Genomic DNA, 14,012 nt, shown 5'->3' with positions numbered 1-14,012 from the left:
ACTTGTGTAAATTTAGTAACATTTCCGACTACAAATTAGTCGATTTAGGTTTTTCCTATCATTTCTTTAGGTAAGGTGACGAGGTAAGCGAGTCCTTTATCAATTTCACTTTTTACCTTTATTTTTCCTTGAAGTGACTGAACTAAGTTATAAATCAAATGAGTACCTAAACCACTGCCGCCTTCACCTCGTTTGGTAGTATAAAATGGCTCAAAGAGCATATTGAGAGAATCTGCAGACATGCCTCGGCCATCATCAGCGTAATGAATGTTTACCGAAAATTCTTTTTCTTGGACTTTGATCATGATTCGCCCTTGCTCTATACCCTCGAATCCATGAATAAGCGAATTCATAATCATGTTACTAACGATTTGCGACAGGGCACCTGCATTTAGGGTCATTTGAAGTGCAACCGGACATTCGATTTTTATCGTATGTTTTGTTCTTTTTAGCGTAGGCTTTAACGACATCACAATTTCATCTAAGTATTGCGCTAGATCTATCTCTCTAACTTCATTTGATGATTGGTCAACGGCAACCTGCTTAAAACTTCTCACTAAGCTTGTTGCTTTTTGCGTATTACTAAACAGAATATTTAAGCCTTGATTAAGATCCTCAAAAAACTCCACTAACCGCGATTCCGTCAAGGTATTATTGTCAATTGCAGCTTTTGTATGTTTAATTTCTTCCATTAAATGACTTGCACCGGTAACACATATTCCAAGCGGCGTATTGATTTCGTGAGCGATTCCAGCCACTAGTCCACCCAAAGAGGCCATTTTCTCCTTTTGTACGAGTTCCTGTTGAGTCTTCTCTAACGCTTCAATAGAATTATTTAGCTCGGTATTTTGCTGTTCCAACAAGCGGTGTTGTTCCGCGAGGCGTTGTTGTGCCTCTCGCCGTTGTGACTCATTAAAATTATTTTCCAACGCATTCGCTATTTGATTGGCTACAAAATCTAATAAGCGCACGTCACGCTCACTGTAACTGCTACCTTCTTCATAATTTTGCACAGTTATAACACCATGAAGCGTGCCCCCATTAATCATAGGTGCACCTAACCAGCAGCTAAAATCAAATGACCCTTTTACATCTGCTACTTCGCCTGTTTCAACTAAATCCCTCACCTCTTTCGAGGTACACAGTTTAGGTTTTCTACTCCTCACAACAAGGGAAGTCAGCCCTTCCCCTAATGGCATAGTAAAGTTAGTAAGATCTTTGTCTCCTTTATCCTTTTCATCGACAAAATAAGGAAAGTGAATCGTTTGGGAGTCTTCATCAAAAATGGCGATATAAAAATTTTTAGCGTTAATGACTTCGTTAACTATTTCATGAATTTGCCGGTACAGATCATTCAAACGTACATCAGCATGAGAAATTGAAGCAATTTTATAAAGAGCGTGTTGTAACTTTTCGCTGTATTTTAATTCTTCAACTTGTTTTTCTAGTATCGCTATATAAGAAGATTTACCTTGCTCTGACATTGTATAACCCCCTTTACCAACCTTAGTTCACTTTAAATAAAAACATCATTGTCTATTGAATAGCTAACACAACAGCCTACATCATCAGAAGATGTATAAAGTGCCAGTGTTTTAGATTGCCAAGTGGCTTTAGCAACAAAAGATCGTTCTATTTTTCTTAGGTGAGCAGAAAAGCTTGAAAAGGAAAGTGCTAAACAGTGGAAAATAAATGTCGTGACTTTAGAAAGGTTCATTCGATAACCACACACAAGAAATAACTTTAACTATGGTTAACAAATTGAATATTATCAACAAGGTGATTGATAATATTTAGAGTTCAAAATCTCCAAAATCCATATCAGAAGATTTTTCAACTTGTGTTGGCGGGTCGAAAAGAGACGCTTGTTGGTTTTCAGCGTCTGGCGCCAATTCCTTTGCTTTTACTCCCTTTCCATCTTTACGTCTTTTACGCTGAATACAGCGCTTAATTACTTTTTGTTTATCATCTGTGGTGAGCGATATCCAGTTTTGTCGTTCATCGCGTGTACGCATACAGCCCAAGCAATAGCCTTTCTCATCGGATTGGCATATTCCTATACAAGGGCTGGGAACATCAAAAAATTCTAACTGCATCTTTATCGCAAACGTAATCGCCTATAAAGCTACTATAACCCATAGGCGATATAAACGAAACGTTAAGCAAGCTTATCGGTAGCAATATGGTAATCTGGGTCCTCAACCACATTAACTTCCACTAAGTCCCCTGCTTTTTCGAGTAATTGTAAACACTCTTTACTTAAATGTTTGAGGTGAACTTTTTTACCACGAGAGGTGTATCTTTCAGCAAGGGTATCAATCGCTTCGATAGCTGAATGATCAGCAACTCGCGAGTTTCTAAACTCGACGATAACATCTTCGCTGTCGTTATCCATATCGAACTGATCAAGAAAATGAGTAACAGAGCCAAAGAATAATGGGCCGTTCACGTCATAAACGGTAGAGCCATTTTCATCTGTAGAGCGTGTTACTTGAACGTGTTTCGCATGTTCCCATGCAAAGACTAATGCAGAGACAATTACACCTACCACAACGGCAACAGCTAAGTCGGTTGCTACTGTAACACCTGACACTAACACAATAACAAACGCGTCAGCTTTAGGGACCTTGCTCATAATACGGAAACTTGACCATTCGAAAGTACCTATCACAACGATAAACATAACGCCGACAAGCGCAGCTAATGGAATTTGTTCAATTAAATTTGAAGCAAACAAAATAAAGCATAGTAAACCAACTGCGGCAGTAATACCCGATGCTCTGCCACGCCCACCTGAGTTAACGTTAATCATAGATTGACCAATCATGGCACAACCACCCATGCCGCCAAAGAAGCCGTTAACCGTGTTAGACACACCTTGCGCCACACATTCTTTGTTTCCTCGACCGCGCGTTCCAGTCAGTTCATCAATTAATGTTAGTGTTAATAAAGATTCAATCAAACCAATAGCAGCTAAAACGATAGCAAATGGGAAAATTATTTTCAGCGTTTCTAAGTTAAACGGTACTTGAGGGATACTAAACTGAGGCAAGCCGCCAGCAATAGAAGCAGCAGGATCATTAGTCATGTCTCGTACGTAATCAACAACGGTACGAGCGTCCAAATCCATGCTTTGTGCTAATACTGTCACCACAATAATTGCCACCAACGAAGACGGTACCGCTTTTGTTAGTTTTGGTAAAAAGTGGATAATCGCCATTGTTAAGACAATTAACCCCACCATAGTGTATAGCTGGTTACCTTGCATCCAGACAAAAATGCCTTCGGCATTGGCAACTTTAAATTGCCCTAATTGAGCTAAGAAAATAACGATAGCTAGACCATTAACGAAGCCAAGCATAACGGGATGTGGAACCAAGCGAATAAATTTCCCGAGCTTAAAAATACCCGCGAGAATTTGTAAAACACCCGTTAGCACCACACAGGCAAACAGGTATTCAACACCATGCAAAGCAACAAGAGATACCATGACCACGGCCATCGCGCCAGTTGCCCCAGAAATCATTCCTGGGCGACCGCCAAACACTGAGGTAATTAATCCCACCATGAATGCTGCATACAAGCCAACTAAAGGCTCTACACCAGCGACGAAAGCAAACGCTACCGCTTCCGGCACAAGTGCTAATGCAACAGTAATGCCTGACAAGACATCGTTTTTAAGGTTGCCAACTTTACTGGCTTTTAATTCAAACATGTGAATCCCGCTATTTTGAGCTGTTATTACATTGCTAGCGTTTCGACTAGCAAAGAATGTGCTTTCCTTCCTATAAGCTTAGAAGAAAAATATGAACAAAAAATAATAGGAGGGAAAAGCGCGGGAATACTATAGATAAGTATAAGAAATGTCAATCACTGCCTTACTTTAAGCTCTTGAATAAAGAGGCATAACTAAGGCAGTGAAATTGCAGACTATAAGTTCTCGCGTTGCTGCAAAAACTCTTTAATTTCGTCTCTTGAGCCAAGAATATGCTGTTTGATCATTGCAACGGCACCATCCACATCACGCGCTTTACATAAACGTAATAATTCATTGTGTTCATGTTCAGCTTTAGAAATTCCACCGGCCCACAATAAATGCATACGAATATAGCGATCAGCGTTCTTGTTTAACGTGTTAACAATTTCTTGAGTTTGTGGGCGATTTGCCCCCGAGTATAAACAGTTGTGATAGTTTGAGTTTAACTCACTCCAAGTGTTAGCACTGTTCTCTTTACCTAACGCTTTGTCTAATTTATTTAATAACTCAGTTGCTTCGTCCAACTTTTCATCACTAATTGACGGAATAGAAGCAGCCAATAAATCAGCTTCTAAGATAGCACGTAGTTCAAATAACTCATCGACTTGATCAATATTAAGTTCAGTTGCAGTTGCACCTTTATGCGGTTCGAAAGCAACTAAACCTTCCGCTTCTAATTGTAATAATGCTTCACGAACGGGAATACGACTTACATTTAATTCCTCAGCTAATGCAGCTTGACGTAATGGTTGACCTGCTTTTATTTCGCCACTGAGAATCTTCTCTCTTAACGTCTCAACCACAAGTTGTGTACGTGTTTTATAAACTATGCTCATATATCTTTTCCTACTCAAGTTGCAGACCATTATAAGCATTTCGACATTAAAAAAAAGGAGCTTATTAAATTAGCTCCTTTTTTCATCAATTTATATGGTCTATTTCGCCTTTATTAGCTTTTTAGTAAAGCTGGCAATAACTCATTTGGCATGTTCTGATAACAAATTGGGCGTTGGAAACGTTTAATCGCTTCGCTGCCGACAGACGTTGTTCTTAAGTCTGTAGAAGCAGGGAATGGACCACCGTGGTTCATAGAAGCACATACCTCTACACCTGTAGGCATTTGGTTATAGATCAGACGGCCAACTTTGTGAGCAACCAATTGAGCCAAAGCTTGGCTATCAGCTAAATCAGCATCAGTTCCGTGAATGCTTGCAGTTAAGTTACCTTTAAGTAAGCTAACAAACTCTTGCATTTGTGCGTTATCGGCTACACGAACTAATAATGCGGTTGAACCAAACACTTCTTCGTGTAGTTCATGATTATTCTTGAACGTCTCGAAATCAGTAACAAACAAGGCCGCTTGGCAGAAATGTTCTACACCAGCTTTACCTTGAGCAATCATTTCAACGCCATCGATAGCTTGCCAGTTTTTAACAGCTTCTTGATAAGAGCCTGCAATACCCGGAGTAAGCATAACACCTGCTTCCGTTGCATTTACTGCTTCAGCAGCAGCTTGTTCAAATGCAGCAGCTGAGTCATCATTTTGGTAAACCCAAATACCAGGACTTGTACAAAACTGACCTTGACCCATCATTAAAGAAGCAACAAGTGCTTGTGCTGTCTCAACACCTTGAGAAGCCATTTTATCAGCCATAAGGAATTGAGGGTTTACACTACCTAACTCACCGTAAAATGGAATTGGTTCAGGACGCTCGTTAATTTGACGTTGTAAGATCATACCAACACGCTCAGAGCCAGTGAAACCAACAGCTTTAACTAATGGGTGAGTAACGATTTGGCTAGAGATAGCGTAATTTTTACCTTGAATTAAAGAAAATACGCCTGCATCTAATTCACAAATTTCAATCGCTTTGCTAATTGCACGAGCAACTAATTCGGCAGTACCTGGGTGAGCAGCATGCGCCTTCATTACTACTGGACAACCTGCTGCTAAGGCAGAAGCAGTATCGCCACCAGCTGTAGAGAAAGCTAATGGGAAGTTACTTGCAGCAAAAACGCCAACCACACCTAAAGGAAGGTAGCCTAAGCGTGTATCTGGCTTAGGAAGCGGCTGACGCTCAGCATCTGCTTGGTCGAATACTGGTTGATATTCACCACTTTCTAGTAAATCGGCAAATAAGCCTAACTGGCCAACAGTTCTGCCACGCTCGCCTTGAATACGCATTGCTGGCAAACCTGTTTCAGCCGTAGCCATATCAACAAGTTCATCGCCTAGCTCTAAAATTTGCTCACCGATAGTGCGTAAAAATTTGGCACGTTCCGCTGCTGGTAATGCGCTGTAGCTTGCAAAAGCCGTGTTTGCACGACTAATTGCTGTATCAATTTCAGTTTCAGTTGCATCGGCAAATGTCGCTGACATTTTTTCGTTATTTACTGCGTGAAACGCTGAGAAACCACCTTCAGGGTTACCTGACCATTCGCCAGCGATTAGATTTTTACCTGTAATAGACATGATCACCTCATTCTCTATTTAAAAAATTAAAATAATTAAGCGACTCGGTTTACTTAACAGTAAAGCCAAATGCATAAGGGTCGTCGTCATCAATCGTGATGCAATTCTTACCAAAAACTTTTGCCCAGCCTTGTATGCTCGGCTTAATGGCTTTAATTTTGCCATTAGGTGTATCTAGCTCTACAACTTCTTCCACTTTACCGATGAATTGACTACCGATATAACTTTCGTGAGTAAAAGTTTGACCAACATCTAATTGGCCTTTCGCATAGAGTTGCGCCATTCTCGCACTTGTACCAGTGCCACACGGTGAGCGATCAATCGCTTTGTCGCCATAAAAAACAGCGTTAGCCGCGTCAGATCCTTCAGTTTGCGTTTTTCCAGTCCATAGAACATGGCTTACGCCGTTAACAGTAGGATCTTCAGGGTGAACGCAATCTAATACTTCACTCGCGATTTCTCTCACAACAGGGCTCCAACGAAGGATATCGCCAGCTGTCCATTCATCAATGCCAGGGAAGTTTTCTTGAGGTTCAACGATAACGTAATAGTTACCACCATAAGAAACATCCACTTTGAGCTTGCCTAAGCCCGGAATGTCTAATTCCACGTCAGAATGCGCCAAATAAGCCGCTACGTTATAAATTTTTACCGAAGAGACTTTGCCGTCTGCCATTTCGTATTCAAGCTGAATTTGACCGGCTGGGACGTCTAACGTTAATTTCCCCGGCGTTCTTGGGTTTAGCAATCCAGCCTCTAAAGCCGCAGTAACCGTGCCAATGGTACCGTGACCACACATAGGTAAACAGCCAGAAGTTTCAATAAACAAGATAGAACCGTCAGCATTTTCACTGCACGGTGGATACAAAAATGAGCCTGACATCATGTCGTGGCCGCGTGGTTCGAACATTAAACCTTGACGAATCCAATCGTAATTGGCAAGAAAGTCTTGACGCTTTTCACTCATGGTTTGCCCTTTCAAATTAGGGTGTCCACTTGTGACTAATCTCACTGGATTTCCGCATGTATGAGCGTCTATGCAGAAAAATGTACCTTTAATCATTTACGTCCTTCATTAAATCGCTTAGCAGCCCTAATTCTTCCTGATGGGCTTACTTTTGTTTTTTTGATTAAGTAAGCAACTTTTAACATCCACTTGCTACTTACACTTGCTATATTCTCTGTGGGCAACATGACAAAATTGCAAGTGAAAAAAACATTGCACTTATCAATTTTCAATCACCACAATTGCCGCATTTAGTATAGGTCGAAGACTTTTTTCAAAGTATTCGTAGAATTTTTTTCGCATATTGTATACAATAATTTTAAACAAACAAGTAAAATATAAATAAAATCTTGTAAAGGTAATTGTACATGAAGTTTAACGACAGTAATTTTAATAACTATCAATCAATTAAAACAATTGATGCACATACTGAGGGCGAACCATTAAGAATAATCACTGAAGGTTACCCGGAAATTATTGGTTCCACAATTCTCGAAAAACGCCAGTATCTTACTGAAAAATTAGATCACTTACGACAACTATTAATGTATGAGCCGCGCGGCCATGCAGATATGTATGGTGCGCTTATTACCGAACCGTGTACGGCAGACGCAGATTTCGGCATTTTATTTATGCATAACGAAGGTTATTCAAGCATGTGTGGCCACGGTATTATCGCCGCTGTTTCTATCGGAATCGAATCCAAATCATTGCCAATGCCAGCCAAGGGTGAATATATAGGGATTGACTCTCCAGCTGGATTTATTAAAGCGTATGCAGAGGAAGAAAATGGCGACTTGAACGTTAGTTTCGATAATGTTTCGTCATTCGTTGAAGTACTTGACCAAACCGCAGAAGTAGAAGGATTAGGCCAAGTAGAATACGACATTGCCTTTGGTGGCGCTTATTATGCGTATGTTGACGCCGATAAGCTTGGCATTTCCTGCACCCCAGACAACCAACAGCAACTGATTAACGCAGGTAGAGCCATCAAGCATGCGGTTATGGCATCTTACCCGCTTAACCACCCTGTTGAAGAAGACCTAGGCTTCTTGTATGGCACGATCTTCTATTCTAAAAACACACAAGATCCAAATGCTCACTCTAAGCATGTGTGCATATTTGCTGACGGAGAAGTTGATCGCTCACCAACAGGGACAGGCGTTTCAGCGAGAGCTGCGCTACTTCGTGCGAAAGAAGGCTTAAGTGTTGGCCAAAGGGTAACTATAGAAAGCATTGTTGGTGGTAGAATGATAGTGTCGATAGTAGATGAGCATAACTTCCACGACAAAGATGCCGTTACACCGCGTGTTGAAGGACGCGCTTTTGTGACAGGTGTGCATCAATTTTTACTCGGTGAACAGGATATTTTCCCACAAGGGTTTTTCTTAAGGTAGTACGATAATGACAACCCCCTCTTCTTCTAATAAAGGCACTGTAGGTATTATTGGTGCTGGTATTGTTGGTATTAATTGCGCATTGGCGCTACAAAGCAGAGGCTTTGACGTTACCCTTATCGATCGCGAGCAACCTGGTGAAGGTTGTTCTAAAGGTAATGCGGGTCATTTTGCAACAGAACAAGTATTTCCACTCGCTGAATTTAGCGTGTTATGGCAGTTGCCGAAAATGATGTTAGATCCGCTAGGACCAGTAGCTATTTCACCTACATATTTTCCAAAAGCCATCCCTTGGTTTTTACGCTTTATTGCTAATATGTTTGCGAGTAATCGCACTAAGAATACTAAAGCGCTGCGTGGGTTGAACGAACTTGCAATCGATGCTTACCGCCCTGTATTGGCCCAAGCAAATGCCGAGTACTTGTTTGTAGACCAAGGTAGTTTGTTAGTCTTTGAATCAACGCCGATAGAACAAGTAAAAGCTCACATGGCGGTGTACCAAAGTGAAGGAGTATCTACCAAGCTGTTAAACCGAGAAGAACTAATGGCTTTAGAACCAAACTTAGCTGACGGTATTCAGTACGGGATATTTTTCGACGAAGTCGCGCATACCATTAACCCGCTAGAGCTTAGTCAAAAGCTTGCTGAGCATGCGAAAAATATCGGCGTTAAGGTCATTCAACAAGAAGTGACGGAAATTGAACATTTTGAAAATAAAGTTACCGTTTCTACTGACCAAGGTTTAACGAGTTTTGATCAAATCATTGTTGCAACAGGCGCTTGGTCTGAAGGTTTACTGAACTCACTCGGTTATAAGCTACCCATTGAAGGAGAGCGAGGGTACAGCTTAGATATGCCCGAGCACACAGCTAATCAATTAACGCGACCAGTAGCATCTGCGGAGAGAAGATTTATCATCACACCAATGAAGCAAGGTTTGCGCTTAGCAGGAACAGTTGAATTTGCCGGCCTAAAACGCAAAGCGAATATGAAGCGTGCTGAAATGCTGTACAAAAATGCACAACATATCGTTAAAGATATGCCTGATAGAGACGAAGTGAAAAACGAAGGCTGGCTTGGTTTTAGGCCCTCATTGCCTGATTCTCTCCCTGTCATTGGCAGAGCACCGCAGCACAACAATATCGTTTTTGCGCTAGGTCATCAGCATTTAGGACTAACGTTAGGTGCAATTACGGGCAAAATCATCGGTCAAATTTTTGATAATGAACAAACTGATGTTGATATTAGTCCATTTTGCATTAGTCGCTTTAACTAAAATGAATCTTAAATAAGATATTCTTTAACAATTATTTTTCCTTCAAAAAAGGTTTATTGATATCCATCAATAAACCTTTTTTTCTATTCGCTACCATAGTCCTTACTAAAACAATTAACGAGCTTAGTTTCACAGTAACTAAGTGAGTAATAGGGTAAGCAAACAAAGTTACAATGCCTCAACAATTAACTATTTTTCTCAAGTCATTGCTTGGAAGTTGCAAAGATCTATTGCCTATAATCTTGGTGATTGCTTTTTTTCAATTTTTTGTCCTGCAGCAACCAATGCCTAACATTTTCGATATATTTATCGGCTTAGTGTTAGTCGTTCTCGGGCTTACTTTTTTTATATATGGCTTGGAAATGGGTTTGTTTCCAATTGGCGAATCCATGGCTAAAGCCTTTGCCAAAAAAGGCAGCATTTTTTGGATAATTGCTTTTGCATTCTGCCTGGGGTTTGGTACAACAATCGCCGAACCAGCCTTGATTGCCGTCGCTAAGGAAGCGGCGAACGTCGCTGCTACCGGCGGTGTAATTGAACAAACGGAATCAGCCCAACAAAGTTATGCTTCTGGATTAAGATTTACCGTTGCCCTTTCTGTTGGTTTAGCCATTGTGCTTGGTGTAATTCGCATTATTCGCGGCTGGCCTATCCATTACCTTATTATCGGCGGCTACATCATGGTGGTTATAATGACCGCTATGGCACCTAAATGGATTATAGGAATCGCCTATGATTCTGGTGGTGTTACCACTTCCACTATAACCGTACCATTAGTTACAGCGCTTGGCGTTGGCTTAGCGTCTTCAATCAAAGGCAGAAACCCTATGATAGATGGCTTTGGTTTGATCGCATTTGCATCTTTAACCCCTATGATTTTTGTCATGGGTTATGGCATGTTTATCGGGGCTTAATATGGATATTTTACTTGCATTTATCGACACCTTATTAGCAACGGTATTAGATGTTTTACCGATACTAGCGATACTTATTTCTTTTCAACTATTAGTGATCAGACAACCAATCCCTAAAATGAAGCAAGTAGGATTTGGTTTTATCTACGTATTAATAGGCTTAGCACTATTTTTATTAGGTTTGGAAAAAGCACTATTTCCTCTCGGTAAAATGATGGCAGAGCAATTAACTGCCCCCAGCTTCATCTTTGGAGATTCGCTGCCTACAACCACTGCTCATTGGTTTGATTATGCTTGGGTTTATGTGTTTGCGGCTGCGATAGGGTTTAGTACAACCATTGCTGAACCCTCTCTTATTGCTGTAGCCATTAAAGCGCAAGAAGTATCAGGTGGAGCAATCAAAGCCACAGCGTTACGAATTGCCGTAGCCATAGGGGTCGCAATAGGTATAAGTTTGGGCACATATCGAATAGTAGTAGGCGATCCTATTCACTACTACATAATAGCCGGTTACATAGTCGTTGTTATCCAAACACTTTACTGCCCTAAGTTAATTATTCCACTCGCTTATGACTCTGGCGGTGTTACCACATCAACGGTAACTGTGCCTCTTGTGGCCGCTCTTGGTTTAGGCTTAGCAACAACAATTCCGGGTAGAAGCCCGCTCATTGATGGCTTTGGTTTAATTGCCTTTGCCAGTTTATTCCCAATCATCACTGTTATGGCATATGCTCAATTAACAGAGATGCGAAGCAAAGGAAAAATATAAGGTAGCTCACTATGCAATTTAAACTCATTATTGCTTTCGTCGACGATGAATCTACCGATGAAGTAATGAAAGCAGCGAGAAAAGCCGGTGCGACCGGCGCTACAGTAATTAACAACGCTCGCGGCGAAGGCTTGAACAAACAGAGAACATTTTTCGGAATGCAATTAGAAACTCAGCGAGATGTCATTCTCTTTGTCGTTGAGGAGCACCTTTGCAGAAAGGTTCTTGAACGAATTTCTGATATCGCAGGGTTAGATGACAACCCTGGCAAAGGCATAGCATTTCAGATAAACATTGAAGACGCAGTAGGCGTTGCACATCAAGTCGAACGACTTAAAAATACAGTTGAGGAAGAATTATGAGTGGCCCTTTAATTCAAGTAAAAGATGCGATGAAAACTAACGGCTTTTATTTTGCGGACGGAATGCTCACTGTCGCTGAAGGCATGAAGTTAGCTAGAGAGCACCAAGCATCAGCTTTGATCATCAATAAACGTAACGAAAACGACGAATTTGGTATGGTCATGTTGGCTGATATTGCTAAACAAGTCATTGCTAAAGATCGGTCTCCAGAGCGCGTAAATTTGTATGAAATTATGGCTAAGCCTTTAATTACAGTACCACCAACAATGGACGTTAGATATTGTACTCGCTTGTTCGAAAACTTTGGTATTCATACCGCGCCAGTTCAAGACAATGGACAAATTATTGGTATGGTCGATTATACAGAAATGGTGCTGGCCCACGTATAAGGTCAGCCAGCAATATGCTAGTCAGATGGTGCCTGCTCAGTCGTTAATTCATGTGCGATAGGCACCTTCACTTGGAAGCAACACCCTTTTTCGACATCTAAGCATTTAATTGTCCCGCCTAGCTTAGCTGTCACTAAGTTATAAACAATATTCATGCCTAAGCCTGAGCCACCCTGCCCTCTTTTAGTAGTGACAAATGGATCAAAAATTCGATGTTTAATATCGTCTGAAAGGCCTTTCCCATCATCAGTGTAGGTTAACGTTAAAAAGCCATTGTTTTCTTTGAAATCTATATGAATCTCACCTTTTTCACGTTCTTCAAAACCGTGTACGTGGGAGTTAGTCATAAAGTTAGTTAGAATTTGGTTCCAAGCACTTGGGTAAGTCACTAAATTAAGTTGCTCATCCACAGATAAATTAATTGAGTACTTTTTACGTTTAAACAAGGTTTTAACTGTGTTTACAACATCGTTAACATGCTGAGCTAAATTAATTTTTAGCTCGGGATCCGTATGCTGCTCAACAGCAACCGATTTAAAGCCTCGGATCAAATCTACAGCCTTGTTTAAGCTTCTTTCGATTATCTGCTGGTATTCCATTAACAAGGTTAATGTATTATTTAGCTGTGATTTAGTTAGGTTTTCTGTTTCTACCGCTTCAGCTAATACCGCAACTTTTTCTTTTAACGCGGTAATAGAAGTAACGCATATGCCTAATGGCGTATTAACTTCGTGCGCTACACCTGCCACCAGTTGACCTAATGATGCCATCTTCTCTGACTGAACAAGCTGATCTTTTGCTAGTGTTAAATCGTCAAGAGATTGTTGAAGTTGCTGATTACTTGCAGCAAGTTTCGCTGTACGGTCATATACCTTAACTTCCAACTCGCCGTTCAATTTAATAAGGGCATTTTCGGCTTCCTCTAACTTGACGATATCGTTTTTAAGCGCAATACGCATGTTATTAATAGCGTCAGCTAAATCATCTAACTCATCGGTATTATCGGTTCGATTTTGCAGGACCAATGGCTTATCCAAATTATTGGCGTTTATTTGTTGAGAGTAAGCGGTAATGCGATAAAGATGTCGAGTCACTGTCCAGTGAAAAACCACCATAATGCACAAAGCGACTAGAAATATTTTAATAAACTCAGAAGTAATAATAAAACCTGCTTGTTGCCAAATATGGTCGTATATATCTCTAAAGTCAGTTGCTATGTGGATTACACCTAAGTCATTTTCACCATAAAATATAGGATATTCCACCACACGTTTGGCTTCGACTTGCTCGTCACCGTATTGGTACACTTTACCAAAGCCCGTGGTTATTTTTACAAAGCGAATATCAGGTAAATTAACAATTCCTTGGATCTGTTGCTGTACTAAAGACTCATTAAAATCCCATAAGCTGGTAGAAATCGATTGGATATAGCTCGTTTCAATATTGTCTAATTGCTTATCTAAGCGCACCAGATCGTCTTGATAAGCGATATAGAGTTGGATAGAGGTTGAGATCACCGAGAAGACAGAGCTACACAGCAAAATATAAATCAAGACTCGTCGACTTAACTTATTATTGAAAGAGACTGCACCGCTCATTAAATAAAAAACCCTTTGCGCTTTAATATTCTAATTAAAAGCAGCAAAGGGTCGATTGTCAATAAATAACC

14 protein-coding genes are annotated in these 14,012 nt (G+C 40.6%); 6 read left to right on the top strand and 8 right to left on the bottom strand.

The genetic code is table 11. The annotated features are described in order from the left end of the window. Positions 1 to 44 precede the first annotated feature (44 nt). The 7 genes from ACOB80_RS02720 to ACOB80_RS02690 form a co-directional block, all read right to left on the bottom strand. Positions 45 to 1,484, bottom strand: a complete 1,440-nt coding sequence (locus ACOB80_RS02720; RefSeq protein ID WP_473164263.1) for a GAF domain-containing sensor histidine kinase — start codon at positions 1,482 to 1,484, stop codon at positions 45 to 47. A gap of 32 nt (positions 1,485 to 1,516) precedes the next feature. Then, on the bottom strand, positions 1,517 to 1,717 hold the full coding sequence (locus ACOB80_RS02715; RefSeq protein WP_473164262.1) for a hypothetical protein: 201 nt from the start codon (positions 1,715 to 1,717) through the stop codon (positions 1,517 to 1,519). A 76-nt stretch (positions 1,718 to 1,793) separates the two neighbouring features. Next, positions 1,794 to 2,096 (bottom strand): DUF1289 domain-containing protein, encoded by a 303-nt coding sequence (locus ACOB80_RS02710; RefSeq protein WP_473164261.1) that lies wholly within the window; start codon positions 2,094 to 2,096, stop codon positions 1,794 to 1,796. A gap of 62 nt (positions 2,097 to 2,158) precedes the next feature. Next, complete coding sequence (locus tag ACOB80_RS02705) at positions 2,159 to 3,715, bottom strand: SulP family inorganic anion transporter (RefSeq protein ID WP_473164260.1); 1,557 nt, start codon at positions 3,713 to 3,715, stop codon at positions 2,159 to 2,161. A 215-nt stretch (positions 3,716 to 3,930) separates the two neighbouring features. Then, positions 3,931 to 4,593 carry a GntR family transcriptional regulator gene (locus tag ACOB80_RS02700; protein WP_473164259.1) on the bottom strand — a complete coding sequence of 221 codons (663 nt, stop codon included), beginning with the start codon at positions 4,591 to 4,593 and terminating at the stop codon, positions 3,931 to 3,933. A 113-nt stretch (positions 4,594 to 4,706) separates the two neighbouring features. Further along, positions 4,707 to 6,230, bottom strand: a complete 1,524-nt coding sequence (locus ACOB80_RS02695) for an aldehyde dehydrogenase (NADP(+)) (RefSeq protein ID WP_473164258.1) — start codon at positions 6,228 to 6,230, stop codon at positions 4,707 to 4,709. Positions 6,231 to 6,279: 49 nt separating this feature from the next. After that, positions 6,280 to 7,293, bottom strand: a complete 1,014-nt coding sequence (locus ACOB80_RS02690) for a 4-hydroxyproline epimerase (protein ID WP_473164257.1) — start codon at positions 7,291 to 7,293, stop codon at positions 6,280 to 6,282. A 311-nt stretch (positions 7,294 to 7,604) separates the two neighbouring features. Between ACOB80_RS02690 and ACOB80_RS02685 the strand changes: the two genes are divergently transcribed. The 6 genes from ACOB80_RS02685 (at position 7,605) to ACOB80_RS02660 (ending at position 12,343) form a co-directional block, all read left to right on the top strand. After that, complete coding sequence (locus tag ACOB80_RS02685) at positions 7,605 to 8,633, top strand: proline racemase family protein (RefSeq protein ID WP_473164256.1); 1,029 nt, start codon at positions 7,605 to 7,607, stop codon at positions 8,631 to 8,633. 7 nt (positions 8,634 to 8,640) lie between these two features. Further along, complete coding sequence (locus tag ACOB80_RS02680) at positions 8,641 to 9,909, top strand: NAD(P)/FAD-dependent oxidoreductase (RefSeq protein WP_473164255.1); 1,269 nt, start codon at positions 8,641 to 8,643, stop codon at positions 9,907 to 9,909. Positions 9,910 to 10,082: 173 nt separating this feature from the next. Next, entirely contained in the window at positions 10,083 to 10,823 is a 741-nt protein-coding gene (locus ACOB80_RS02675; RefSeq protein WP_473164254.1) for a DUF1538 family protein, read from the top strand. Between the two features lies 1 nt (position 10,824). Then, positions 10,825 to 11,592 (top strand): DUF1538 domain-containing protein, encoded by a 768-nt coding sequence (locus tag ACOB80_RS02670; protein WP_473164253.1) that lies wholly within the window; start codon positions 10,825 to 10,827, stop codon positions 11,590 to 11,592. Between the two features lie 11 nt (positions 11,593 to 11,603). Beyond that, complete coding sequence (locus tag ACOB80_RS02665; RefSeq protein ID WP_473164252.1) at positions 11,604 to 11,954, top strand: P-II family nitrogen regulator; 351 nt, start codon at positions 11,604 to 11,606, stop codon at positions 11,952 to 11,954. Further along, positions 11,951 to 12,343 (top strand): CBS domain-containing protein, encoded by a 393-nt coding sequence (locus ACOB80_RS02660; protein ID WP_473164251.1) that lies wholly within the window; start codon positions 11,951 to 11,953, stop codon positions 12,341 to 12,343. The genes ACOB80_RS02665 and ACOB80_RS02660 overlap by 4 nt, the downstream gene beginning before the upstream one ends. Positions 12,344 to 12,360: 17 nt before the next feature. Here ACOB80_RS02660 and ACOB80_RS02655 read toward each other — a convergent pair whose 3' ends face one another. Further along, a complete protein-coding gene (locus ACOB80_RS02655) occupies positions 12,361 to 13,941 on the bottom strand; it encodes an ATP-binding protein (protein ID WP_473164250.1) in 1,581 nt (526 codons plus the stop codon). Positions 13,942 to 14,012 lie beyond the last annotated feature (71 nt).

It is taken from the genome of Thalassotalea coralli, from assembly GCF_055786205.1.
The sequence above is the reverse complement of the archived record's forward strand: the minus strand, read 5'-3'. Positions and strand labels throughout refer to the sequence as shown.

Coding starts and splice junctions, on each gene's coding strand:
- ACOB80_RS02710 (WP_473164261.1), bottom strand. CDS start 2,096: ATGCAGTTAGAATTTTTTGATGTTCCCAGCCCTTGTATAGGAATATGC.
- ACOB80_RS02655 (WP_473164250.1), bottom strand. CDS start 13,941: ATGAGCGGTGCAGTCTCTTTCAATAATAAGTTAAGTCGACGAGTCTTG.
- ACOB80_RS02670 (WP_473164253.1), top strand. CDS start 10,825: ATGGATATTTTACTTGCATTTATCGACACCTTATTAGCAACGGTATTA.
- ACOB80_RS02675 (WP_473164254.1), top strand. CDS start 10,083: ATGCCTCAACAATTAACTATTTTTCTCAAGTCATTGCTTGGAAGTTGC.
- ACOB80_RS02700 (WP_473164259.1), bottom strand. CDS start 4,593: ATGAGCATAGTTTATAAAACACGTACACAACTTGTGGTTGAGACGTTA.
- ACOB80_RS02685 (WP_473164256.1), top strand. CDS start 7,605: ATGAAGTTTAACGACAGTAATTTTAATAACTATCAATCAATTAAAACA.
- ACOB80_RS02715 (WP_473164262.1), bottom strand. CDS start 1,717: ATGAACCTTTCTAAAGTCACGACATTTATTTTCCACTGTTTAGCACTT.
- ACOB80_RS02680 (WP_473164255.1), top strand. CDS start 8,641: ATGACAACCCCCTCTTCTTCTAATAAAGGCACTGTAGGTATTATTGGT.
- ACOB80_RS02720 (WP_473164263.1), bottom strand. CDS start 1,484: ATGTCAGAGCAAGGTAAATCTTCTTATATAGCGATACTAGAAAAACAA.
- ACOB80_RS02705 (WP_473164260.1), bottom strand. CDS start 3,715: ATGTTTGAATTAAAAGCCAGTAAAGTTGGCAACCTTAAAAACGATGTC.
- ACOB80_RS02660 (WP_473164251.1), top strand. CDS start 11,951: ATGAGTGGCCCTTTAATTCAAGTAAAAGATGCGATGAAAACTAACGGC.
- ACOB80_RS02690 (WP_473164257.1), bottom strand. CDS start 7,293: ATGATTAAAGGTACATTTTTCTGCATAGACGCTCATACATGCGGAAAT.
- ACOB80_RS02665 (WP_473164252.1), top strand. CDS start 11,604: ATGCAATTTAAACTCATTATTGCTTTCGTCGACGATGAATCTACCGAT.
- ACOB80_RS02695 (WP_473164258.1), bottom strand. CDS start 6,230: ATGTCTATTACAGGTAAAAATCTAATCGCTGGCGAATGGTCAGGTAAC.